Below are 24108 nucleotides of genomic sequence, written 5' to 3' on the forward strand. Positions count from 1 at the left end.
CGCCCACAGCTGGCCCAACGTCACCGCCTACCATCACCGCCGCGGAGGATCCGGCTCCGCCTCCCGCCCGCGCAACACCGGCCTCACCCTGACCCACACCCCCTACGTCACCTACCTCGACCCCGACAACGAGGCCATCGAAGACGGCTACGCTCGATTGTTCGAGGAGATCACCGCCCACCCGGACGTCGACTTCGTCCTGGGCAACATGTCGCAGTGGGCGCGGCGGCACACGCAGCTGTCCTATGCGGAGCTGCTGCAGCAGATCTTCGCCGACGATGTGGCTCCGGACGGCACACTCGTGCTCCCCGACCGAGCCCTGGAAGCGCTCAGATTCCGACCCTTGGGCATCCAGACGATCATCGCCCGCACCGACTGGCTGAAGAATCTGGGCATCAGTCAGCCGGTCGGCGCCGTCGGCCAGGACTCCTACTTCTTCCAGCAGATGTTCCACTACGCGCAGCGCATCCGTCCTGTCGACGTGGGGGTCCATGCCTACTATGCGGCCGTGAGCAACTCCACCATCAACACGGTGAACCCGACGTTCTTCAGGAAGTATCTCCCCCTGGACAGCGCGCGGGCCCAGTGGCTGCACCAGGTCGATCTCCTGGTGGCCTACCGGCGGGAGCGGCTGGAACAGTTCCTGGTCTCCTGGCATCTCCCCAAGCTGCGGAAGGTCCGTCCGGAGCAGTGGTTCGAGGCCGCCGAGAACCTGGCAGAGCTGCTCGCCTGCTACGGCGACCATGAGTGGACGGCTCCGGCGGCACTCGAGTTCTGGGACGACCTGGACCGTGCACGACGACGCGCCACGGGACGGCGCTGAGTCACCGCTGACACCTCGTCGGCATCCCGCTGAGACTCTGCCGATCAGGGCTGGCGGACTACAGTGGACTGCCGACTCACGAACCCAGGAGCAGCACACCGTGGCCCTGTCCCCCTCCACCGCCGATGTCACGCCGCCATCGCCGCCTGCGCAGAGAAAGTTCCTGCGTGGGATCCCCACGAGCCGCTTCCGCCCCGAGCTGCACGGAGTACGCGGGCTGGCGATCCTCGGCGTGGTGCTGTTCCACATCTTCGGACAGGGCCGTGTCTCCGGAGGGATCGACATCTTCCTGGCGATCTCCGGGTTCCTCTTCACCGCGATGCTGCTGCGCGAAGCCGCGGCGAGGGGCGGACGGATCGATCTGCTCCACTACCTGGCCCGCCTGGCCCGCCGCATCCTGCCCCCGGCTGTGCTCACCGTGGCGGTCACCACACTGGCGGCGCTGGTGATCCTGCCGAGCACCCAGCACCATCAGATGTTCGCCGAGGCCCGGGCCTCGCTGCTCTACATGGAGAACATCGAGCTGCTCGCCTCACAGCTGGCCTATGAGGCCGCCGGCCCCACGAGCAGCCCCTTCCAACACTTCTGGTCTCTCTCCGTCCAGGGACAGTTCTACCTGATCTGGCCGGTGCTGACCGTGCTGGCGGTCCTCGCAGCACGGGCGATCGGACGTCCGGCGGTCCACGTCATGGCCCTGTTCGTCGCCCTGGTGCTGCTCGGCTCCCTCAGCTATGCGCTGGTGATGCATCACCAGCATCAGGAGGCCGCCTACCTGATGACCCGCACGAGGCTCTGGGAGCTGGCCTTCGGAGGACTGCTGGCCCTGCTCGGGGCCCGGCTGTCCCTGCCGCGCCCCCTGCGGGGACCGGCCGGCTGGGCCGGTCTGCTGCTCATCGTCTCCTGCGGCTTCGTCCTCGAAGGAGCCGAGCTGTTCCCCGGGCCCTGGGCGCTCTGGCCTCTGGTCGGCCTCGCGCTGGTGCTGGCCTCAGCGGGACCGGAGGGCGGTCACGTGGACCCTCCGATCACCGCGGCCCGTCTGCTCTCGACCCGTCCCCTCGCCTGGGTCGGCAATCTCGCCTATGGCCTCTACCTGTGGCACTGGCCTCTCCTGGTCTTCCATCTCCACCTCTCCGGCCAGGACCGAGTCGGCCTGCTGGACGGGCTCGTCCTGCTGGCCGTGTCCCTGGTGGCCGCCTGGGCCACGTTCCACTGGGTCGAACGCCCCTCGGCGGCGCGCCGTGGGCTCCCACCCGGCGCCGCACTCATCGCAGGCGGCGGTGCACTGATGATCGCGGCGGTGGCCACCACCATCGCGATGATCGGCACTGCGGTGCAGCTGCCCGGGGGCTATTCCCTGGTCGAGGTGGATCGCGCCCTGCACCCTGGAGCCGCGGTGACGCGCGACGGCGCCGATCCGGCCCCTGATTCAGTGGAGCTCTTCCCCTCTCCCGAGGTCCTGGCGGCGGACAGACCGCAGTATTACGACTGGGACTGCCGGCAGCCTCCGGGTGGTCCCGCCGACGCCGCCGAGGTCCTCGTCTGCGAGGATCCCGACCCACCGGCACAGCCCTCCCGGACGCTGATGCTCACCGGAGGCTCCCACGCTGGACAGTGGCACCACGCGTGGATGATGCTCGCCGACGCCTACGGGTGGGAGCTGATCATCGCGGACAAGTCCGGATGCCGACTGCAGTCCACGGTCGGTGCGGAGTCCGATGCCTGCGCGGCATGGAACGAGAACCTCATCGACACCGTGGAAGAGCGCTCCCCAGATCTGGTCATCACCCCCGGCACAGTGATGGACCGGCAGGAGGAGTTCATCGAGGACGGTGCGGCGGACCGGTGGCAGGAGATCGTCGACGTCGGGGCCGAGGTGCTGCTGATCCGCGGCACCCCTCGCCCGCCCCACCGGGTCGCCGACTGCCTCGCCGAGGGGCGGTCCGCCCAGGACTGCGGAAGCGATCCCTCCCAGATCGCCGAGACCGATCCCCTGCGGGGCCTCTCCCTTCCCAAGGGGGTCCACACTGTGGACCTGACCGATCACATCTGTCCGGAGGGGACGTGTTCCGCCGTCGTCGGCAACCTCCCTGTCTGGTACGACGACAGCCATCTGAGCACGTATTACGTGGAGACCCTCGCCCCTTTCCTGGACGAGCAGCTCCACGAGGAGGTTCCTCAGCTGTTCCGCTGAGCGCTTCGTCACACGGCGCGGCGTGAGCACCGACTGGACGGGCCCGTGATCATGCCGTGATATAGAGTTGCTGGCACTGCTGTGCTCCGTACCGGGGCCCACCCCCTCCGGTGGATCCCGCTGGGGCGGTTCCCGCACCGTGCGACGCCGGGGCCGGGTCGTGAGGAGCCCCCGCGCAGCTCAATGTCATGTCGTTTCGAGGGAATGAGTGTCTGTGGTTTCGAGGGAGTTCTCGACAGTCGGTGTGATCGGGCTGGGATACATCGGCCTGCCCACTGCGGCGATCCTGGCCGACCATGGCGTGCGGGTCCATGGGATGGACGTCTCCGAGGAGACCGTGGAGGCCGTGAACGACGGGGAGGTGCCCTTCGTGGAGCCTGGCCTGCGCGACGTCCTCGAACGAGCTGTGGCGGCTGGGCAGCTGACTGCCTCCACGCAGACGCCGACTGCGGATGCTTATGTCGTGGCGGTGCCCACACCGTTCACCGAGTCCCATTCGGCGGACCTGTCCTTCATCGAGGCCGCCGCAGACGGGATCGCTGGACGGCTCACCGGCGGAGAGCTGGTGATCCTGGAGTCGACCTCGCCTCCGGGGGCGACGGAGCACATGGCCCAGCGGATCCTGAAGGCTCGCCCGGACCTGGCCGCTTCAGATCTGCTCGTCGCACACTGCCCGGAGCGGGTGCTGCCCGGACGCATCATGGCGGAGATGATCAGCAATGATCGCATCGTCGGTGGCCTGACCCGCCAGGCGGCGGAGGCAGCGAAGACGCTCTACCAGCGCTTCTGCACCGGTGAGGTGCTGCTCACTGATGCCAAGACCGCCGAGATGGCGAAGCTGACCGAGAACAGCTTCCGTGACGTCAACATCGCCTTCGCCAATGAGCTCTCGGTGATCTGCGACCAGCTGGGCATCGACGTCTGGGAGCTCATCGAGCTGGCCAACCACCATCCGCGGGTCAACATCCTGCAGCCGGGTCCCGGGGTCGGTGGGCACTGCATCGCGGTGGATCCCTGGTTCATCGTCGATGCCGCGCCTGAGGCGGCGCGGCTGATCCGCACCGCCCGAGAGACCAACGATGCCAAGCCCGAATGGGTGCTGGGGCGGATCGAACAGGCTTTGGAGCATCACGGCCGTGAGGCCACAGTGGCGCTGATGGGGCTGGCGTTCAAGGCTGATGTCGACGATCTGCGGGAGTCGCCGTCACTGGCGATCGCCCAGCGCCTGGCGGAGCGGGCCCCCGAGGCCCAGATCCTGGCGGTGGAGCCGCATGTCGAGCAGCTGCCGAACGAGCTGGCGCGGGCGTCGAATGTGACGTTGGCCAGTGTCGAGGAGGCCCTTCAGACGGCGCAGATCCTGGTGCTGCTGGTCGATCATGCCCAGTTCAAGGCCATCGACGCCGACCGGCTGACCGGGCACACGCTGATCGACTCCCGCGGCATCTGGCGCTGACCTTCATCCCTGGCACGCACGACATCCGCCCTGGCGGGGCCGCCGACTGTGGCACACTGGTCTGGTGGATTTCGACGTTCTGACCCTCTTCATCGTCCTGGCAGTCATCTTGGCCGGCACGGTCGGCTTCCTCCTGCTCAGGGGCGGTCGACGACTGCCCGAGGGAACCTACCCGGAGACTCGCGACGCCGATGATCGGCCCGAGGCCGACGGCCCCGGCGGGGTCGGCGGTGTCGGTGTCCTCGAAGACACCGAGGCCGACGCTGCGGCGCCCACCACTGAGGAGCGGGCCGCGGCGGAGGCCGACGCCGTCGACACGGCCGAGGAGGCCCCTGAGGAGGCCGCACCGGCGCTCGAGACCCCTGAACCGGTGGCCGGGCGGTTGGCGCGGCTGCGCGCGCGCCTGGTGAAGTCGAACAACGTCTTCGGCAAGTCGCTGCTCGCGCTGCTCTCCTCGGACTCGATCGACGAGGATGTCTGGGACGAGATCGAAGAGACCCTGCTGATGGCCGACCTCGGCACGGAGCCGACCATGGAGCTGATGGACAAGCTGCGTGAGCGGGTCAAGGTCGAGGGCTCCCGCGACCATGACCATGTCCGCGCGATGCTCCGCGAAGAGCTCATCGCGCTGGTGGACCCGTCGCTGGACCGCAGTCTGCAGGTCACCGCCGCCGGGCGCCCCTCCGTGATGCTCGTCGTCGGGGTCAACGGCGTCGGCAAGACCACCACGGTCGGCAAACTGGCCCGTGTGCTCGTCGCCGAAGACAAGGATGTGATCCTCGGCGCCGCCGACACGTTCCGCGCGGCCGCGGCCGAACAGCTCACCACCTGGGGTTCACGGGTGGGGGTCCCGACGGTGAAGTCCGACGTCGAGGGTGCCGACCCGGCCTCCGTGGCCTACGAGGCGGTCTCCGCCGGCATCGAGCATGAGGTCGACGTCGTCATGGTCGACACGGCCGGCCGCCTGCAGAACAAGGCGAACCTGATGGACGAGCTCGGCAAGGTCAAGCGGGTCATCCAGAAGCTCTCCGAGGTCGACGAGGTGCTGCTGGTCCTCGACGCGACCACCGGGCAGAACGGGCTGAACCAGGCCAAGGTCTTCTCCGAGGTCGTCGATGTCAGCGGCATCGTGCTCACCAAGCTCGACGGCACGGCCCGCGGCGGCATCGTCGTCGCCATCCAGCGCCAGCTCGGTGTCCCCGTGAAGCTCGTGGGACTGGGCGAAGGCCCCGATGACCTCGCGCCCTTCGAGGCCGAGAGCTTCGTCGACGCCCTGCTCGAGGAACGCTGAGCTCACTCCCTTTCCGGCCCGTCCGGTCCCTACGCCCGGCTGAGGCCCCGTCGAAGCTCCCGCTCCTGATCCCGATCCCCGAAGATCCGATCGAGGAGCGGGAGCTTTTACGTCTCCGAAACATGCGGGCGGCGTCGGGGAAACACGGAGCGACAACCATGGAAACCAGCTCGCATCGGTGAAGGACATCGGTGAGTACTTGTTTCCTGGAGGGACACATGGAAATCGTGATCGAAGACGTCGGCGTGATCTGGGTGATCGTCGCCGGAGCGCTCGTGCTGTTCATGACCCCGGGCCTCGCCCTCTTCTACGGCGGCCTCTCGCAGACCCGCTCTGCGGTCAACATGATGATGATGAGCTTCGCGGCCATGGGCCTGGTCGCCCTGACCTGGGCACTGTGGGGCAACGCCATCGCCGGGGCGGAGCCGGTCGCCGGGGGCCTGTTCGGCAACCCGACCTCGGACTTCGTACTCTATGAGTCGCTGGCGGCCGGCGGTGACTCGCTGGTGTGGGTCGGTTTCGGTGCCACCTTCGCCATCATCACCACCGCCCTGATCTCCGGCGCCGTGGCCGACCGTGCCAAGTTCGCCGGCTGGATGGTCTTCGTCCCCGTCTGGATCACGCTCGTCTACGCTCCGCTGGCCTTCTGGGTCTGGGGCGACGGCGGACTGCTCGTCGAGGGCGGATTCATCGGTGACACCGTCGGTGAAGCCGTGGACTTCGCGGGAGGCCTCGTGGTGCACATGTGTGCCGGTGTGGCCGCCCTGGCCCTGGTGCTCGTCATCGGACCGCGGCAGAAGTTCGCTCCGCACAAGCCGCACAATGTGCCGTTCGTGCTGCTGGGCGCCTCCATCCTGTGGTTCGGCTGGTTCGGCTTCAACATCGGTGAGGCCGCTGACGTCTCCGAGGCTTCGCTGAACTGGATCAACACGCTGCTCGCCCCGGCCGCCGCCCTGGTGGCCTGGCTGCTCACGGAGTGGGCCCGCGGCAAGAAGCCCACCCCGGTGGGTGCGGCCTCGGGCATCGTGGCCGGTCTGGTCGCCATCACCCCCGCGGTGGCCTTCGTCTCCCCGCTGGGTGCCATCATCATCGGCCTGATCGCCGGTCTGGTCTGCTGCTTCGCCGTGGAGTTCAAGTACGGCAAGTTCGACGACACGCTCGACGTGGTCGGCCTGCACCTGGTCGCCGGCCTCTGGGGCACGCTGGCCATCGGCCTGTTCGGCCGCGAGGAGCTCATCGCGGACGGCCGCGGCAGCCTCTTCCTCGACGGCGACTTCTCGTTGCTGTGGGCGCAGATCGTCGCCTGCCTGGTGACCCTGGTCTTCGCCTTCGTGGCCACCTACCTCATCGCGATGGTCATCCACAAGACCATGGGCTTCCGTGTGGAGCCTGAGGTGGAGCGCGGCGGCATCGACACTGTCGCCCACCACACCGAGGCCTACTCCAGCGAGGCCGTCCCCGCGGCGTCTGAGGAGCAGAACATCTCGAGCTGACACCCGCGCAGGACCCCAGCGGCGGGCCGGACGGAGCGCATCATGCGTCTCCACCCGGCCCGCCGTCGTCGTCTCCGCTGTCACGGAACGTTCGTCCGGACCGTTCGAGGGTCTCCGGGGCCCGCGTCCAGGCGATCGCCCCGACCATGAGGATCACCCCGGTGAGACCGAAGGCCCAGGCGTAGCCGAAGTGGTCGACGATCAGCCCGGCCAGCAGCGGCCCGATGATGGCGCCGAGGTCCTGGGTCATCTGGAAAGTGGAGACCACGGGTCCGCCGTTGCGCCCTTCCCCGACGACATCGGCGATCGCCGCCTGCTGTGCTGGGTTGACCAGACCTGTGCCCGCGCCGGAGACGAGGCTCAGCAGGATCAGCACCCAGGGGTCGGGGGCCAGTCCGAGTGCCCCGGTGGAGATCGCCGTGATCGTCAGGCCCAGGACGATCGGGGGACGCCGCCCGAAGCGATCCGTCCGGCGGGAGAAGAGCAGCACGGCGGTGACATTGCCCGCTGCGAAGGTCGCCAGCACCACACCGGCCAGCTGGGAGGAGTCGATCACGAATCCCGAACCGACGAATGCCGAGGCGGCGAACAGCGGCACCAGGGAGTTGCGCAGGCCGAAGGTCGCCCAGCCGTTGGCGAACCCGGCGGTCAGCGCCGCCCGGTAGCCGCGGACAGACCAGGCCTCCTTGAGGGTGGCCCGTTCGCGACCGTCTCGGCGTCCGCGATCCTCCAGGCGAGAGCCACGCAGCATCACGAACACGATCATCGCTGCGACGACCAGTGCTCCCCCATAGACCAGAAACGGCACCTGCGGGCCGAAGACCAGCAGACCTGAGCCCACCAGGGGCCCGGCCACGTTGCCGATGAGGAAGGCCGAGGCGTAGGCCCCGGAGATCTTCCCGCGGATGCTCGGCGGTGACTTGCGCGCCAGGAACGTCATCGCCGAGACCGTGAAGAATGTGGAGCCGATGCCTCCCACCGCGCGGAAGGCCAGCAGCAACTCATAGGTGGGGGCGTAGGCGGTGGCGATCATCGAGGCCGCCACGATCAGCAGGCCCACCACATAGACCGGTGTCTCCCCCAGCGCCTGCGTGAGCTTTCCCGACGCCGGTGCGAACACCAGGCGGAAGAGCCCGAAGGCCGAGACCACTGCGGAGACGGCGAAGGCGGACACACCGAAGTCGGACGCGTACTGCGGCAGGATCGGCGCCACGATGCCGAATCCGATCGCCACCACGAAGGCCGCCAGGATCAGCACCCGCAGCTCGTTGGGGATCGGCAGACGCGTGCTGTCCGCCCACTGCCCCGCCTGCTGACGATCATCCGGGGAGCTGGAGGCGACGTCGTCGTCTCCAGTCTCCGGCACGGCCGCTCGGGCCTGTTCCCCGGATTCGCTGCGGCGATCATCGACGGGCATCCATCACACTCCTGGGCAGGCGCCGACCACCGGCCGGGCGACGTGAAGTTCCTGACCTGGTGCTCAACGATGCATCGGGCAGGGTTGTTCCCCGCTCTCAGACCGCCGGCTGTGGGTCTGCCCCCACCTCCTCGCCGGCGCGGGCCAGTCGCTGGGAGACCACCCGGGTGGAGCCGTCCTGGCGCATGGACACCCCGTAGAGGGCGTCGGCGATCTCCATGGTGCGCTTCTGGTGGGTGATGACGATCAGCTGCGACGATTCCCGCAGCTCCTCGAAGATGACCAGCAGACGCGAGAGGTTCGTGTCGTCCAGGGCCGCCTCGACCTCGTCCATCACGTAGAAGGGGCTCGGGCGAGCCTTGAAGATCGCCACCAGCAGGGCCACCGCGGTCAGCGAGCGTTCCCCGCCGGAGAGCAGCGACAGCCGTCGGATCCGCTTGCCCGGAGGCCGGGCCTGGACCTCGATGCCGGTGTTGAGCATGTCCTCAGGATTGGTCAGCTCCAGCCGTCCTTCGCCTCCGGGGAAGAGCCGGGAGAAGACGCGTTCGAACTGCTCCTTGGTGTCGCTCCAGGCTTCGGTGAAGACCCGCTCCACGGTCTGGTCGACGTCGGAGATGATGTCCAGCAGATCCTGACGGGAGGCCTTGAGGTCTGCCAGCTGCTCCTGCAGGTAGGTGTGCCGCTCCTCCAGTGCCGCGTGCTCCTCCAGCGCCAACGGGTTGACCTTCCCCAGGGCTTTCAGGTCCCGGCGCGCACGGTCGAGGCGGTTCTGCTGTTCGGACCGCTCGTAGGGGCGGGGTTCGGCGTCCTCGTCCTCGGGGTCTGGGACGCCCTGGTCCGGCCCGTAGTGCTCGATGAGGTACTCAGGGCTGAGGCTGAGCTCCTCCTTCCCGCGCTGCTCGGCCGCCTCGAGGCTCAGCCGCAGCTCCGTACGGGTGAGCTCGGCCTGGTGGAGCCGGCCGGTGACGGCGTCCAGCTCCTCAGCTTCGGCCTGTCGTGCCCGGCGCAGACGCTGGATCTGATCGGTCAGCTGCCGGTGACGCTGCTGGGCGGCGTCGTGGGAGTCCTGAGCCTGCTGCAGCACTGCGGTCAGATGCGCCACCGCCTCCTCGGCCTCGGCCTGCACGGCCTCGGCCTCCTGGCCGCGACGGCTGCGCTCCTCGGCCACCCGCCGGGCGTCCTCCCGTCGGGACTCTTCGGCTTCGGCGCTGCGGCGCAGGCCGGTGGCACGTTCCTGCAGCTGGTGATGCTGCTCTTCGGCGGCGCGGAGGCTCAGGCGGGCATCGACCTCTTCCCGTCGGTCGGCGGAGGCCTGCGCGGAGAGCCGGTCACGCTCCTCGGTGGAGGGATCCTCGTCGATGTCGTCGCTCTCGGCTGCGGCGAGCCGTGCGGTGGCCGCGTCGAGCTCCTCCTGCGCCTGATGCCGCGCCTCGGCGGCCTCGGCGATCTCCGCCTCGGCGGAGTGGATGCTCTCCTCGGCCCGCGAGACCTCGGAGCTGAGCCTGCCGAGCTGCTCAGTGGTGGCGGTCATCTCCGCATCGTTGGCGTGCAACGCCTCCAGGCTCTGCTCGACCGCCAGCTCGGCGGCGCTCACCTCGGCGGCCTGGGTCTGTGCCCGTGCCGACACGTCCGCCAGGTCGTCTTCGGCCTGTCGGAGCGTGTCGCTGAGCTCGCTGATCTGCGCGGTGATCGCCACATCGGAGTTCTCCAGGGCGGTGCCGCCGATGTGCTCACCGGTGCGCAGCACGTCTCCGGAGGCGGTGATCGCGGTGTGCACGCCCTCCAGGGCGAGCACCTCGCGGGCGGTCGGGAGATCGGGGCACAGCACCACGCCGTCGAGCGCATGGTCCAGGGGTCTGCTGAGCTCGGCGGGACCGGTGATCGCGGCACCGGCGGGGACCGTGTGCTGAGGCAGCCGGTCGGCGAGGCTCTTCCTCCGGGCGGTCGCCTGAGTCTCCTCGGGCGCCTCAGCGCTCGGTGTGGGGTAGACCAGGTGGGCCCGTCCGCCGTCGACCTCGGCGAGCTGGGCCAGCGCGGCGGCGGCCTGCTCCGCATCCTCGGCGACGAGCGCGGTGTCCAAGGACCCCAGGCAGGCCGCCAGGGCCTTCTCCCAGCCACCGGCGACGCTGAGGCGGTCCGCCAGCGGGGTCAGGTCCGTTCTGTCCCGGCGCAGGGCCGCGGAGCCGTCCTGCGGGGTACGGGCCGCCGAGAGTCCGGAGAGCCGGGCACGGTACTCGTTCACGGCGGACTCCAGGCGGCGCCGCTCGGCCTGGAGCTCGTCGTGGAGCTTCTTCAGCTCGTCGTACCGGGCCTGGGCCTGCTCATAGGCGGCGTCGAGATCCGCCTCTCCGGTCTCGATGCCGGCGACCTTCTGTTCCAGGTCGGCGAAATCGCCGCGGGACCTCTCGCGCACCGTCAGTGCTCGCTGACGCTGGTCCTCAGCGCGACGACGTCGAGCCTCGGCGGCGTCGATATGGCCCTGGGCGGCGTCGACGCGTCCGCGCAGCGTCGCCAGGCCGGCGCGTCGGTCGGCGACGGCGCGCAGCTGCTCAGTGACCCGGGACTCCTCGGCCGTCAGGGCCTCTTCACTGGCAGCTCGACGGCGGCTGACCTCCTCCAGCCGGCAGCGGGCCTGCTCCACCGCCGCCTGCTGGGCCTCTGCTTCGGCCGTGACCTGCTGGGCCTGGGCCCGCAGCTGCTCGGGGTCCCTTCCGGAGGTGTCGACAGTGGCCGCGGCGTAGAGGCTTCGCGCGCGTTCGGCCGCCACAGAGGCCACCGAGCGCAGCCGCTCCTGCACCTGAGCGAGCCGGTGATGACCGGCGAGCAGCTTCTCTGCATGCCCGCGCTGTGCCCGAGACTGCTCCTCCAGGGCCACGATCCGCTCATCCTGTTGCTGCAGCGAGGCGCGCAGCTCCTCCGCGCGGGAACGGTCCTCCTGTTCGCCGCGTCCCGACTCGTGCAACGCGGTCGCCGCCTGGACGAGGTCGTCGGCGATCAGGCGGGAGAGTGCGTCGCGGGCATCGTGCTGGATGCGCTGTGCCCGGCGAGCGACCTTCGCCTGGCGCCCCAGCGGCGCCAGCTGGCGGGAGATCTCCGAGATCAGGTCCTCGAGCCTGTCGAGATTCCCCTGCATGGACTCCAGCTTGCGGACCGTGCGCTCACGCCGTCGCCGGTGCTTCAGCACGCCGGCCGCCTCTTCGATGAACCCGCGACGCTGCTCAGGAGTGGCGTGCAGGATCTGGTCCAGCTGCCCCTGGCCCACGATGACGTGCATCTCCCGGCCGAGACCCGAGTCCGAGAGCAGCTCCTGGATGTCAAGGAGCCGGCACTTCTGCCCGTTGATGGTGTATTCCGAACCGCCGGTGCGGAACATGGTCCGGCTGATGGTGACCTCGGTGTACTCGATGGGCAGGACGCCGTCGGAGTTGTCGATGGTCAGGCTCACCGAGGCACGGCCCAACGGCTGCCGCTCCACCGTGCCGGCGAAGATCACGTCCTCCATGGACCCCCCACGCAGGGACTTCGCCCCCTGCTCCCCCATGACCCAGGCCAGCGCGTCCACGACGTTGGACTTCCCGGATCCGTTGGGTCCGACGACGGCGGTCACCCCAGGTTCGAACTCGAAGGTGGTCGCCGAGGCGAAGGATTTGAAGCCCCGGATGGTCAGTGTCTTCAGATGCACGCCCGGTCCTCCTCCTTCTGCCTCGGGTGAGTTCGCTGTTCTGTTGGGTGTGTTCTGTTGGGTGTGTTCTGCGGCTGAGCGGCCGCGGGATCAGCCCTGCGGGGCGAAGTCGGGCAGCCGTTCCCCGAGGCCGAAGAGCTCCTCCAGCGCGGCCGTGGTGCGGGCGGCCGCGCGGCCGTCGCCGTAGGGATTCACCGCATGAGCCATGGCACGATAGGCCTCGGCGTCGTCGAAGAGTGCGGAGACCTCGGCGACCACCCGGTCCTCCTCCGTGCCGATGAGGCGGACCGTTCCGGCGTCGACGGCCTCCGGCCGCTCCGTATTGGCTCGCATCACCAGCACCGGCTTGCCCAAGCTGGGGGCCTCCTCCTGGACGCCTCCGGAATCGGTCAGCACCACTGTGGCCAGGTTCATCAGTCGTGTGAACTCCCCGTAGGGCAGCGGTTCGGTGACGACGACGTTGTCGTGGCCGGCCAATGCCGGGAGGATCGCCTCACGGACCACGGGGTTCCGGTGCGCCGGCAGGACGATGAGCTTCTCCGGGTAACGCTCGGAGAGTCTGGCCAGTGCCCGCCCGACCCCCTCCATGGCCGCGCCCTGGTTCTCCCTGCGGTGCGTGGTCACCAGCAGCACCTCCCGGCCCGAGGCGGCCGCCTGCTCCAGCTGCTGGTCAGAGAACGGCACCTGCTTGTCCGCCACCTGCAACAGTGCATCGATCACGGTGTTGCCGGTGACGACCACGTCCTTCTCCGGGACGGCCTCGCGCAGCAGGTTCGCCTTCGACCGGCCGGTCGGGGCCAGATGCAACGACGTGATCTGCGAGGTCATCTTCCGGTTGGCCTCCTCCGGGAACGGGGAGAAGAGATCGAAGGAGCGCAGTCCCGCTTCAGCATGGATGACGGGGATGCCGGTGTAGAACGCCGCCATTGCCCCCGCCGTGGTGGTGGTCGTGTCTCCCTGGACGAGCACGGCGTCCGGCTTCTCCTCGGCGAAGAGCGCGTCCAGGCCGGTGACCGTGCGGGTGAGCACGCCGTTGAGGGTCTGTCGCGGCTGGAGGATGTTCAGGTCGTGGTCCGGGATGATCCCGAAGAGCGCGTTGACCTGGTCCAACATCTCGCGGTGCTGGCCGGTGACGGTGACCTGGCAGTCGAACAGCTCGCTGGCCTGCAGGGCCTTGACGATCGGGGCCATCTTGATCGCTTCGGGCCGGGTTCCGTAGATCGGCATGATCCGCTTCATCGCCGCTGTTCGTCTCCTCCGAGGTGGACCTGCTGTGCTCGTTCACCGGTGTGCTCGCCGTGGCCAGCCTATCCGGTGCGGCACGCGTGTGGGCAGAGGCAGACCGGGCGACGACGGCCTCCTGCGCTAATGTGGTCCTGATGAGCAGTGCAGCAGACTTCACCGGGGAGGCACGGGAAGGCCGTCGACGCCAGCGGGCGCGCCACGCGCAGGCCTTCCGGACCCCGGACTCCCCGACCCGTCAGCTGATCGCCGACCTCGCCGATGTCGACTGGTCGGCTCCCCGGGAGTTCTCCAGCGCCCTCTCGGCGGGCCGGCAGCTGGCCTCCGCCGCTCGGCGCAAGAAGGTCACCCGGCATGACGTCCAGCACGGCTTCAGGACTTTCACCCTCAACGGCGGCGTCATCGGCGGACTGCATCAGCGCACCCATTCCCTGGTCAGCGATCAGGCCAAGCGGGCGTGCCGGGCCAGGCCGTTGGCCACGCGCCATCTGGAGCTCATGGAGGTGCCGACTCCCGCGTCGCGGGCCTTCTCCGTCTCCGCCGTCACCGAGGCCGTGGATCATGTCGCCTCCCTCGACGGGCCGGTGGTCGTCAGACCGGGCACCGGTGAGTCCGGGATCGGGGTGTCCTGGGGGGTGGAGACCGAGGAGGACTTCCGCCTCGCCTGGGAGTACGCCCGCGCCGCACGCACCTCCCCGCTGCACCGCAGCGTGGAGCTGGTGGTCGAACAGCATGTCGCAGGCATGGACGTCCGCACCTATGTGGTCGGGGAGAAGGTGGTCGCGGCGATCGCCCGGCTGCCCCTGTTCATCGTCGGAGACGGCCGCTCCACAGTGCGCCGGCTCGTCGATGACGCCGTCGCCGCCCGCAGCCGCAACGCCTACCTCGCCAAACACCCCCCGGAGGTCGACGACGAGGCGCTGGCCGAGCTGGGCCTTGAGGCCTCCGCCGTCCTCGCCTCAGGAGAGATGCGAGACATCAGCGGCACCTCCCATCCGATGGGCGGGGGGATCACCGTCGACGTCACGGCCGAGCTGAGCCCGGCGCACTGTGAGCTCGCCGTGGAGGCGATGTGGGCGTTGCCGGGGCTGCGCGCCGCCGCCGTCGACCTGCTGGTCCCCTCCCTGGGCGCCTCGGAGGGCGCAGTCGTGACCGACCTCAGCGACGAGGCCGACCTGTCGGTGCATCGCTACCCGTCCCATGGGACGATCCGACGGCCCGCGGACGCAGTGCTCGAGCAGATGATCCTGCGAGCGAGGCGCTGAGCTGTGCCCGTCCGCAACCTCGAGGCCCGGCCCACACGGCCGCCCGGCAGGCGCTCGCGTGCGGTGACCGACGCGCTGCCGCCACGACGGCACCTGCCTGAGCTCCACGGTGTCCGCGGCCTGGCGATCCTCGGCGTGGTGCTGTTCCACCTCTTCGGCGCCGGCCGGGTCTCCGGCGGCATCGACATCTTCCTGGCGATCTCAGGCTTCCTCTTCACCGGGATGCTGCTGCGGGAGGCCGCCGCAACTGGACGCATCGCTGTCGCCGACTATCTCGGGCGCCTGGTGCGCCGCATCGTGGCCCCCGCCGTGCTGGTCATCGTGGTCACCGCGACGGCGGGGCTGCTGATCCTGCCCAGCACGCGTCACGGACAGCTGCTCGCCGAAGCTCGCGCCTCCCTGCTGTGGCTGGAGAACCAGGAGCTGATCCGCTCTCAGCTCGCCTATGAGGCTGCCGGACCGGACACCAGCCCGTTTCAGCACTTCTGGTCCTTGTCCGTGCAGGGCCAGTTCTACCTGGTGTGGCCGCTGCTCGCCGTGCTGGCGGTGCACCTGGCCCGCCGCACAGGACGCACCGCGACCGAGATGATGGCGCTGGCCACCGCGGCCGTCCTGGTCAGCTCGTTCCTCTGGGCGATGCACCGGCAGCAGGTGGACCAGGTCGAGGCGTATCTGATGTCCTCCACCCGCGCCTGGGAACTGGCCTTCGGCGGGCTGCTGGCGCTGCTGGCCGTCCGGATGCGGATCCCTCCGCGCTGGCAGGGGCCCACCGCCTGGCTGGGGCTGGGCCTGATCGTCAGCTGCGGTTTGGTCCTCGACGGGGCGTCACTGTTCCCCGGACCCTGGGCGCTCTGGCCGCTTTTGGGCCTGGCCCTGGTCCTGGCCGCCGCACAGTCCCGAGCCGACTCCCCGGCTCCGAGCACGGGGCCCGCCCCGCTGCGACTGCTCGCCTCCCGTCCGCTGGCCTGGACCGGGGACCTCGCCTATGGCCTCTACCTGTGGCACTGGCCGGCAGTGATCCTGCTGCTGGAACTTTCCGGGACTCAGCGGCTGGGGCCCGGTGGCGCCGTCGTCGTGCTGGCCTTCTCGCTGGCGGCGGCCTGGGCCACCCATCGCTGGGTGGAACGGCCGCTGGCGCGGCTGGGACGGCCAGCCCGTGCACCGCGTCTCACGCTCGGACTCGCCGCCTCGACCCTGGTGCTGGGCACCGCCGTCACCAGCGTCCATCTGCACCAGATCACCGCCCCGCAGGGCGCCGGTCTCGCCATGGAAGGCGTGGACCGGCTGCTCTATCCAGGTGCGTCGGCGACCGTCTCCGGGACCTCGCCGGCGAGCCTCCTCGACGTTGGGGAGGTCTCAGTGATCCCTGAGCTGGAGGGGCTGCATCACCGCGTCCCGGAGTACGCGACGCGTGACTGCCACCAGCGCACGGGGAACCGGCCCGGCACCGGCGAGGTGCTGATCTGCGAAGATGAGCGCGCTCCGCAGGATCCGCGTGCCACGATCATGCTGGCCGGAGGCTCCCATGCCGGACACTGGCAGCACGCCTGGCTCATGCTCGCCGAAGAGCACCAGTGGGAGATCCTGGTGGCCACCAAGGGCGGATGCGTGTTCCGGCACATCGATGATCTCGGGGGCAACGAGTGCGCCCGGTGGAACGCCGACTTCGCCGAGGTCGTGGAGGAGCGGAGTCCCGATGTGGTGGTCACCCCCGGCACCCGGCTGCCCCGGGAGTCGGGTGAGGAGCACATCGTCGACGGTGCGGTGGACCGGTGGCGGGAGATCACCGAGGCCGGCGCCGAGCTGCTCCTGCTGCGTGGCACCCCGCGGCAGCCCACCCATGTCCCGGACTGTTTGGCCTCCGGCGGAGATGCGCTCAGCTGCGCCCCCGACGGGGAGAAGTTCGCCGAGACGAACCCGCTGGAGCAGATCGACCTTCCCGAGGGCACCGCCGCCGTGGACCTCACCGACCTGTTCTGCCCCCAGGGGCAGTGCGCGGCGATCCTCGGCAACGTGGTGGTCTACCGAGACAGTCATCACCTCACCAACGAGTACGTGGAGACGGCGGCGCCCTACCTGGAGGACCGAGTGCGCGAAGCGATGTCCCAGCTCTTCGAGCTGGAGTCCCAGGCCGCCGGCGCCCCGGCCGCCGACAGGCCCGCTGATACAATGACTGGCGCTCCATGAGGACTCCCCTGCCCATGAGAGCCTCACGACGGCGGACCCGGCAGCTGGCCGGACCTGCGACGACGTCCCAGGAAGGATCGTGGTGATGGCCACTCCCACTGCAGCGCCTGCGGCCGCCCAGAACGGCGCGCCCACCGCCTCCGAACCTGCCCATGTGGTGCAGCTCGACGGCGCGTCACTGGTGCGGGTCGGCGCCCGTCCCCGCCTCCTCGACTACATCCGTCGGCTGTGGGCCTTCCGGCATTTCATCATCTACGACTCCCACTCCCGAGTGCAGACGGCCAACTCCAACGACGCCATGGGCCGTGTGTGGATGGTCGTGAACCCGATCCTCAGCGGGATCGCGTACTTCCTGGTCTTCGGGCTGATGCTGGACCTCTCCCGCGGCATCAGCAACTTCATCGGCTATCTGATCATCGGCGTGTTCATGTTCCGGTACACGACCAACGCGGTCTCCTCCGGCTCGAACTCCATGGTCAGCAACCAATCAGTGGTGCAGGCCTTCAACTTCCCCCGAGCGAGCCTGCCCTTCGCCATCAACGTCCGAGAGCTCTTCTCCAATGTGCCCATGCTGGTGGTCATGGCGGTGCTGGTGCTGACCATCGGGGACATCCCCTTGGGGGACACGGAGCCGACGCCGGTCTCGGTGGACTGGCTGTGGCTGTTCATCTTCCCTGTGCTGGCACTGAACTTCCTGCTGAGCACCGGCCTAGGCATGCTGCTGGCCCGAGCCGTCTCCGCCTACACCGACGTGAAGCACATGATCACCTTCGGGATGCGCATCTGGTTCTACACCTCGGCGGTCTTCTTCACCGTGGACCGCTTCGCCGGGCGCCCCGGCGGTGAGTTCGTCGAGTTCGCCATGTACCACAACCCGATGTTCTGCGTGCTCGACATCATCCGATCCACCTGGCTGTACGGAGAGATGCCCGACCCCTACCGCTGGACCGTCCTGATCATCTCCTCGGTGACGATATTCGTCGTCGGATTCCTCGTGTTCTGGCACGGTGAAGAGAAGTACGGGAGGGAACGATGAGCACCTCGGTGCCGAACTACACTCCGCGGCGGGTCAACTGGCAGCATCACGACGCGGACGACTCCTCCCCCACCGACGGTGCGGTCGAGGGCGCGGTCGGCGGTGATGAACTGGACCTGCTGGATGAGGAGCAGCTCGTCGAGGAGGTCTCCTGGCCCGGGGAATCCCGGGAACCCACGGTGGAGCGGCTCGACGCCGACGAGATCGCCGTCGCGGTGGACCGCGCCTCGATGGTCTACAAGATCCGTTCCTCCACGGAGTACATGAACTCCCAGGGGAAGATCTCCCGACAGCTGCGGAAGGTCACCGGCTCGGGCTGGGCCCACGTGCCGGCGCTGCAGGATCTGAGCTTCGTGGTGCGCCAGGGTGAGTCCGTGGGGGTCATCGGCACCAACGGGTCCGGCAAATCGACCCTGATGAAGCTGCTGACCGGCAAGATCCGGCCCACCACCGGTGAGGTCTACGCGACCTCGACGCCGGTGATGCTCGGCGTCAACGCGGCTCTGGTGAAGCAGCTCTCCGGGCGGGAGAACATCAAGCTCGGTTGTCTGGCCATGGGTCTCTCCCCGAAGCAGGTCGCCGAGAAGTACGACATGGTCGTGGAGCTCTCCGGCCTGGAGGCATCGCTGAACCTCCCTCTGAAGTCCTATTCCTCCGGCATGGCCTCGCGACTGCAGTTCGCCATCGCCACGGCGGTGGACCCGGACATCCTGATCATCGACGAGGCGCTGAACACCGGCGATGCCCAGTTCCGGGCACGCACCAAACGGCGCCTCGACGAAGTGCGGGAGCAGGCCGGCTGCGTCTTCCTGGTGTCCCATTCGCTGGGGACCATCAAGCAGATGTGCTCGCGCGTGATGTGGATCGAACAGGGACGGCTGCTGGCCGACGGGGATCCGGAATGGGTGATCCAGCAGTACCGGGAGTACACCGAGCACAAGTCACACGACAGGCTCAGGTCCGCGAAGATCGTCTATGATCGCACGCTGCTGCAGCTGGACCCGGTCCAGATCCGGTTCGACGGCGGCACACGGCCCAAGCGCGCGGGCTGAGGCCGTCAGCGTCAGCCGACGGTCCGACCGGCGGTCAGTCCTCGGCGCCGCCCTCCGAGCCGCTCTCGTCCGGTCCCTGCTCGAAGCGATTCTGCGCCTCGTCGATGAACCCCTCCATGCTCTCCACGTCTCGAGGATCGCTGGAGAAGCCGAAGGCGGCGAAGTGGTTGTTCCCATAGCTCGCCATGACGAAGAGGAAGGCACCCCCGTGGGCGCCGTCGTTGACGAAACGGACACCGTCCGCCTCGGTGTCGGCCGAGGATGCCTCAAAGGCGGCGCTGTCCAAACCGGTGCTGCGGCCCAGGTCCTCGAGGAGATCACCTTCACAGGCGTCGAACATGTCGAGGGCCAGCCCGGCGACGTCGACGTCGCCATCAGTGGAGAAGACCTCCACCTCGGTGAGCGCCCCGCCATTGACATAGCTGGCCGAGGCCTCGGCGACCATCCCCATCGCGGCCAGCTCTTCATCGCCAGCCGCTCGGACATCAGTGCACTCCTCCGACGTCTCGCCGAGCTGCCCGTCAAGCGGACCGAAGCTGTCGAAGGAGTCTCCGAAACGATCGCGCCCCGTTGGACTCCCCTGCAGGTCCCATCCCTCGGGAACGGCCCGTCCGGTCAGGAACACCGTCTCCACCTCGTGCTCGTCCATCGGCCCGCTGGGAAGGTCGTTCCCGCAGGCGGTCACCGCCAGCAGTATCGCTGCGACGGCTGCTCCTCCGGTCGTGTGCCTCCGTGCCATGGTCCTCGTCGCCATCAAGCTCCCCCTCAGGTGTGTCGTCAGATCAGTGCTGGGACCGGCCTCCGCCCGTGGATCCCGAGCCAAGTTCGGGTCACTCGTCCTCGTGGTCCTCGTCGTCCTCGTGGCCCTCGTGGTCCTCGTCATCGCTGGCCGGCTCCGACTGCGGGAAGTCCACCGTGGAAGAGTCAGTCTCGAAGCTCAGGGTGGCGATGTTGTCATCCCAGTCCTCGACCCGTGTCTCAAAGGTCTGGCTCAGCGTGACCTCCGTGACGTCGGCGGGCATCGCCACCGCCATCCAATAGGTCGAGTTCCAGGTGCGAGTGTCGATGTCGATCGTCCGAGAGGAGGAGTAGGTCTCTCCTGCCCCGTCGGTCACCGTCAGGCTGGGGGTGAGCTCCTTGAATCGGGGGTTGAAATCATCGCTGTCCAAGATCGCGTCGAACTCCAGGAGCAGCCAGGCCTCGTCCTCCTCCGCCCAGCCGTCAGCGCCGCCGACCTCCGAGTAGGCCGTGAGCCAAGCCGACTGCAGGCTCAGATACATCGAGGCCTCATAGTCCCTCTCGTCCAGGACGAAGGGCTGGTCGGCGACCGAGAACTCGTGGTTCATGTCCTGCTGGGTCACGTCACGGTAGTAAGCACGGGTCACCGGGTCCGCCTCCCGCTGGCCCTCCGGCAGGTCCACGATCTGGTCTCGGCCCGCCGACGAGACGACCAGGTGCGCGTCGTCCTCCGGGACGGAGGCCAGGAAGCTTCCCGACTGCTCGCTGGGTCCGTCCCAGCCCTCGTCCTCACCGAACTCCGCCAGCGTCCTCTGCTGACCGCCGGAGTTCAGCGCCAGCGCCGCCGTGGACGTCTCATCATCGCCGGGCCGCTCCGTGGGCTGGTAGTCATATTCGACGAACACGAAGGTCTCACCGTCAGCAGGTGCATGGGGCTCCCCGTCCAGGCTGACTCCGAAGTCGCCGTCATCCGTGTCGCCGTCCAGGTGGTCCTCCATCCCCTCATCGTGAGTCGGCGCGCCGGCGACCGGGAGGGTCTCCAGCATCGCGACCGAGGTGATCGTCACACGCCCTGCGGGCGTGATGACCAGGCCGTCGTCGCCCGGACTGACCTGCTCGTCACCGGGCTGCACGAGGTCCCCGGGCAGGGACTCCCCGCTGAGGATGAACCCCGAATCGGTCTGCGGCATCGGCGGCGCCGCCAAGGCGTCGATGGAGTCGGGTGCCTCGTCGCCGTCGGCATCCACCACGGGGCCATCCGGGCGGGTCCTTCCGCGCTCCAGACCGGCGGTCCACCCCTCCGGCAGACGGGCTACCATGTCACTGTCCGAGTTCGGGCGGATCTCGAAGGTTCCGATGTCCCAGACCTCGCCCTCCTCGGCTGTGCTCGTGCGCACGCCTCCGCAGGCGAACTCGCCCGTCAGGTCCTCGTCCGCTCCCAGCACGAAGAAGCAGCCGGCGTCCTCACTCACCTCCACGTTCTGCGTCGGGCGGGACTCCTCCCATTCCGCGGAGGCTTCCTGGAGGAACTCGGCGGCGTTCTCGAGCGGGTCCCCATCCTCGGTGGTCGGGCCGCTGCCCGTGAGACCCCCGCAGCCGGAGAGCACCAGAGCCAATGACGCTGTGCCGACTCCGAGCCCTGCGACACGACGGCGCAGATCGGTCCGTCCCGTGACCTGCCCTGCAGTATTCCCCAATGCAGTCTTCATCAATGATCGTCCCCCTCGTCATACGATCCTCACCGATCGGAAACGAGTCAATAGACCGCCACTGACACGCGCAGGTCCTTGTCCCCACGGGATAGTTGTGTGACGTAAGCACCGCTGAGCACCCGGCATTCGGCTCCGGGAACACGCAGGGCCCGGGACGACGAATCGTCCCGGGCCCTGCGTGCGAACCGGCTGGCCGGTCAGCCGAACCAGATACCGATCTCCCGCTCGGCCGACTCCACGGAGTCGGAGCCGTGCACCAGGTTCTTCTGGACCTTCTCCCCCCAGTCACGCCCCAGGTCCCCACGGATGGTTCCGGGAGCGGCGGTGGTGGGGTCGGTGGTGCCCGCCAGCGCGCGGAACCCCTCAATGACGCGGTCGCCCTCCAGGATCGCCGCGACCACGGGCCCGGAGAGCATGAAGTCCACCAGCGGCTGGTAGAACGGCTTGCCCTCGTGCTCGGCGTAGTGGGCGGCCAGCTGCTCGGTGGTGGCATCCAGCTGCGCCAGGGCGGCAATCCGGTAGCCCTTGGACTCCACTCGACTCAGGATCTCGCCGGTCAGTCCGCGCACGACGCCGTCGGGCTTGACCAGGATCAGGGTGCGTTCAGTCATTCAGCTCTCCTCACGATGCGTGTGCTCAGTCTCGGGCGGCCGACCCTCCGTCTCAGCGGCCAGGCGCTCCTCCGCCCTCCATCTTTCCATCTTCTCCCGGTCCAGCTGACGGCCCTTCACCACCGCGTACCACCAACAGGCCAGGAACATCACGCCGACGAAGTACATGAACGGCTCGAACACGCCGCCGGCGATGATCACGAACTGCAACAGCCAGCCCAGCCCGTAGCCCACCGGGCGGGTGAGGAGGGCGCAGGTGGCGATCAGCAGACCGGAGACGGCCAGCGACCCGCCGAAGAGCCACCAGGCGAACCATTCGTTCTGGTAGAGCCCCCAGGCCATCAGCCCGTAGAAGAACATCAGCAGCGCTTCGAGACAGAGCACCGCGGAGGCGAACAGGACCCGCACCGAACGTGGCGGGCGAGTCATCCCGGGGCGCCACTCGCGCTGAGCCCGCGTCTCACGGCGCGGACGCCCGGCGCGGGCGTCGTCGTGCTGGTCGCTCATCAGGCCGGTTCACCTCCGCCCAGCAGAGTGCGCGCCTCACCGACCACAGTGATCGACCCGGTGATCAGCACGCCGGCGCCGATCCCGTCCGCGGAGGCGTCGACCCGACCCACGGCCCACTCGATGGCTTCGTCCAGACGCTCGGTGATGTGGAGGTCCTGCTCCGGGAAGCCGACGTCGAGTGCGAGCTCAGCGAGCTGGCCGGCCGGGATCGCCCGCGGCGAGGTCGACTGGGTGAAGCAGACATCCTCCACCAGGCCGTCGTACTCCCGACGGAGCGTGGTCAGGATCTCCCGAGCGTCCTTCTCCTGCAGGATGCCCACCACCAGCACCAGCTGAGCCAGGCCGAACGACTCCTTGAGCGCCTGGGCACTGGCTTCGATCCCCGAGGGATTATGGGCGGCGTCGACGATCATCGACGGGGTGGTGCGCAGCACCTCCAGACGCCCCGGGGAGGTGATGTGCTCACAGGCCAGCTGCAGGACCTCGAGACTCAGTTCCTGCTCGCCACCGCCGATGAACGCCTCCAGCGCCGCCACGGCGAGCGCCAGGTTCTCCGCCTGGTGAGCCCCGTGCAGCGGCAGGAGCAGATCCGGGTACCGTCCCGCCAGTCCCTGGACGGTGACCTGCTGACCACCGACACCCGGGGCGCGGGCCTCGACGCCGAACTCGACCCCTTCGAAGCGGAAGGGGACCGCGGCCTCACGCGCGGCCTCCAGCAGCACATCGGCGGCATCGGGAACCTGGGCGGCGGAGACCAGGAACCCCTCCGGCTTGATGATGCCGGCCTTCTCCAGAGCGATGTCCCGCTCGGAGTCACCGAGCAGGTCGGTGTGGTCCAGAGAGATCGGTGTGATGACGCTGACGGACCCGTCAGCCACATTGGTGGCGTCGGTGATGCCGCCCAGCCCCACCTCGAGGACCATGACATCCACCGGCTCGTCGGCGAAGATCGCGAAGGCCAGGATCGTGACGCATTCGAAGTAGGTCAGCGCCACCTCGCCGCGTGCGGCGAGCTGCTGGTCCACCATGCTCAGATGCGGTCTGATCTCATCCCAGATGCGGACGAAGGTCTCGTCATCCACCGGCGAACCGTCGAGGCAGATGCGTTCGGTGACCTTGGCCAGATGGGGGGAGGTGTAGCGCCCCACCCTCAGGTCGTGGGCGAGCAGGCCGGCCTCGATCATCCGGGCGGTCGAGGTCTTGCCGTTGGTCCCGCTGAGATGGATCACCGGCGCGGCCCGCTGCGGGTCCCCCAGGATGTCCATGGCCATGCGCATCGGCTCCATGCGCGGCTCCATCTTGTTCTCCGGCGCACGCGCGAGCAGTTCGGCATAGACGCTGGCCACCGAGAACTGGTCGACCGGCTGTCCCTCGACGGGGTGCAGCGACTCGGAATCAGACATGG

Annotated in this window: 16 protein-coding genes and 1 pseudogene; 9 read left to right on the top strand and 8 right to left on the bottom strand. The window is 68.7% G+C overall.

Features of this window, described 5'->3' with window-relative positions; translation table 11 throughout:
- The 5 genes and pseudogenes from ACYVKI_RS13155 to ACYVKI_RS13175 form a co-directional block, all read left to right on the top strand.
- A pseudogene (locus tag ACYVKI_RS13155) lies at positions 1-823 on the top strand (hypothetical protein); the annotation flags it as partial.
- A gap of 100 nt (positions 824-923) precedes the next feature.
- Positions 924-3014 carry an acyltransferase family protein gene (locus tag ACYVKI_RS13160; RefSeq protein ID WP_460690816.1) on the top strand — a complete coding sequence of 697 codons (2091 nt, stop codon included), beginning with the start codon at positions 924-926 and terminating at the stop codon, positions 3012-3014.
- A gap of 214 nt (positions 3015-3228) precedes the next feature.
- Positions 3229-4467 (top strand): UDP-N-acetyl-D-mannosamine dehydrogenase, encoded by a 1239-nt coding sequence (gene wecC / locus ACYVKI_RS13165; RefSeq protein WP_460690817.1) that lies wholly within the window; start codon positions 3229-3231, stop codon positions 4465-4467.
- Positions 4468-4528: 61 nt separating this feature from the next.
- Positions 4529-5758, top strand: a complete 1230-nt coding sequence (gene ftsY, locus ACYVKI_RS13170; RefSeq protein ID WP_460690843.1) for a signal recognition particle-docking protein FtsY — start codon at positions 4529-4531, stop codon at positions 5756-5758.
- Between the two features lie 218 nt (positions 5759-5976).
- Positions 5977-7251, top strand: coding sequence for an ammonium transporter (locus tag ACYVKI_RS13175; RefSeq protein WP_460690818.1), 1275 nt, complete (start codon positions 5977-5979; stop codon positions 7249-7251).
- Between the two features lie 40 nt (positions 7252-7291).
- Here the strand turns inward: ACYVKI_RS13175 and ACYVKI_RS13180 are convergent, their stop codons facing one another.
- From ACYVKI_RS13180 to wecB, 3 genes are all read right to left on the bottom strand, one after another.
- A complete protein-coding gene (locus ACYVKI_RS13180) occupies positions 7292-8668 on the bottom strand; it encodes an MFS transporter (protein ID WP_460690819.1) in 1377 nt (458 codons plus the stop codon).
- Between the two features lie 97 nt (positions 8669-8765).
- A complete protein-coding gene (gene smc / locus ACYVKI_RS13185) occupies positions 8766-12350 on the bottom strand; it encodes a chromosome segregation protein SMC (RefSeq protein ID WP_460690820.1) in 3585 nt (1194 codons plus the stop codon).
- 90 nt (positions 12351-12440) lie between these two features.
- Positions 12441-13589 (bottom strand): non-hydrolyzing UDP-N-acetylglucosamine 2-epimerase, encoded by a 1149-nt coding sequence (gene wecB, locus ACYVKI_RS13190; protein ID WP_460690821.1) that lies wholly within the window; start codon positions 13587-13589, stop codon positions 12441-12443.
- Positions 13590-13729: 140 nt separating this feature from the next.
- On the opposite strand from wecB, the gene ACYVKI_RS13195 reads away from it, so the two are divergent.
- The 4 genes from ACYVKI_RS13195 (at position 13730) to ACYVKI_RS13210 (ending at position 19132) form a co-directional block, all read left to right on the top strand.
- Complete coding sequence (locus tag ACYVKI_RS13195; RefSeq protein WP_460690822.1) at positions 13730-14857, top strand: hypothetical protein; 1128 nt, start codon at positions 13730-13732, stop codon at positions 14855-14857.
- A gap of 63 nt (positions 14858-14920) precedes the next feature.
- Entirely contained in the window at positions 14921-17044 is a 2124-nt protein-coding gene (locus ACYVKI_RS13200) for an acyltransferase family protein (RefSeq protein WP_460690823.1), read from the top strand.
- Between the two features lie 85 nt (positions 17045-17129).
- Positions 17130-18080, top strand: coding sequence for an ABC transporter permease (locus ACYVKI_RS13205; RefSeq protein ID WP_460690824.1), 951 nt, complete (start codon positions 17130-17132; stop codon positions 18078-18080).
- Positions 18077-19132 carry an ABC transporter ATP-binding protein gene (locus tag ACYVKI_RS13210; RefSeq protein ID WP_460690825.1) on the top strand — a complete coding sequence of 352 codons (1056 nt, stop codon included), beginning with the start codon at positions 18077-18079 and terminating at the stop codon, positions 19130-19132. The genes ACYVKI_RS13205 and ACYVKI_RS13210 overlap by 4 nt, the downstream gene beginning before the upstream one ends.
- Before the next feature lie 34 nt (positions 19133-19166).
- On the opposite strand, the gene ACYVKI_RS13215 is transcribed toward ACYVKI_RS13210, so the two are convergent.
- From ACYVKI_RS13215 to ACYVKI_RS13235, 5 genes are all read right to left on the bottom strand, one after another.
- Positions 19167-19886 (bottom strand): hypothetical protein, encoded by a 720-nt coding sequence (locus ACYVKI_RS13215; RefSeq protein WP_460690826.1) that lies wholly within the window; start codon positions 19884-19886, stop codon positions 19167-19169.
- A gap of 76 nt (positions 19887-19962) precedes the next feature.
- A complete protein-coding gene (locus ACYVKI_RS13220; RefSeq protein WP_460690827.1) occupies positions 19963-21579 on the bottom strand; it encodes a hypothetical protein in 1617 nt (538 codons plus the stop codon).
- A gap of 200 nt (positions 21580-21779) precedes the next feature.
- Positions 21780-22193, bottom strand: coding sequence for a nucleoside-diphosphate kinase (gene ndk, locus ACYVKI_RS13225; protein WP_460690828.1), 414 nt, complete (start codon positions 22191-22193; stop codon positions 21780-21782).
- The gene (locus tag ACYVKI_RS13230) at positions 22194-22700 is read right to left on the bottom strand and encodes a DUF4233 domain-containing protein (protein ID WP_460690829.1); all 507 of its coding nucleotides are present in this window, start codon (positions 22698-22700) and stop codon (positions 22194-22196) included.
- Positions 22700-24106: a bifunctional folylpolyglutamate synthase/dihydrofolate synthase gene (locus ACYVKI_RS13235; protein WP_460690830.1), complete on the bottom strand. Its 1407-nt coding sequence runs from the start codon at positions 24104-24106 to the stop codon at positions 22700-22702. The genes ACYVKI_RS13230 and ACYVKI_RS13235 overlap by 1 nt, the downstream gene beginning before the upstream one ends.
- Positions 24107-24108: the final 2 nt, after the last annotated feature.

This window comes from Nesterenkonia suensis, assembly GCF_054782935.1.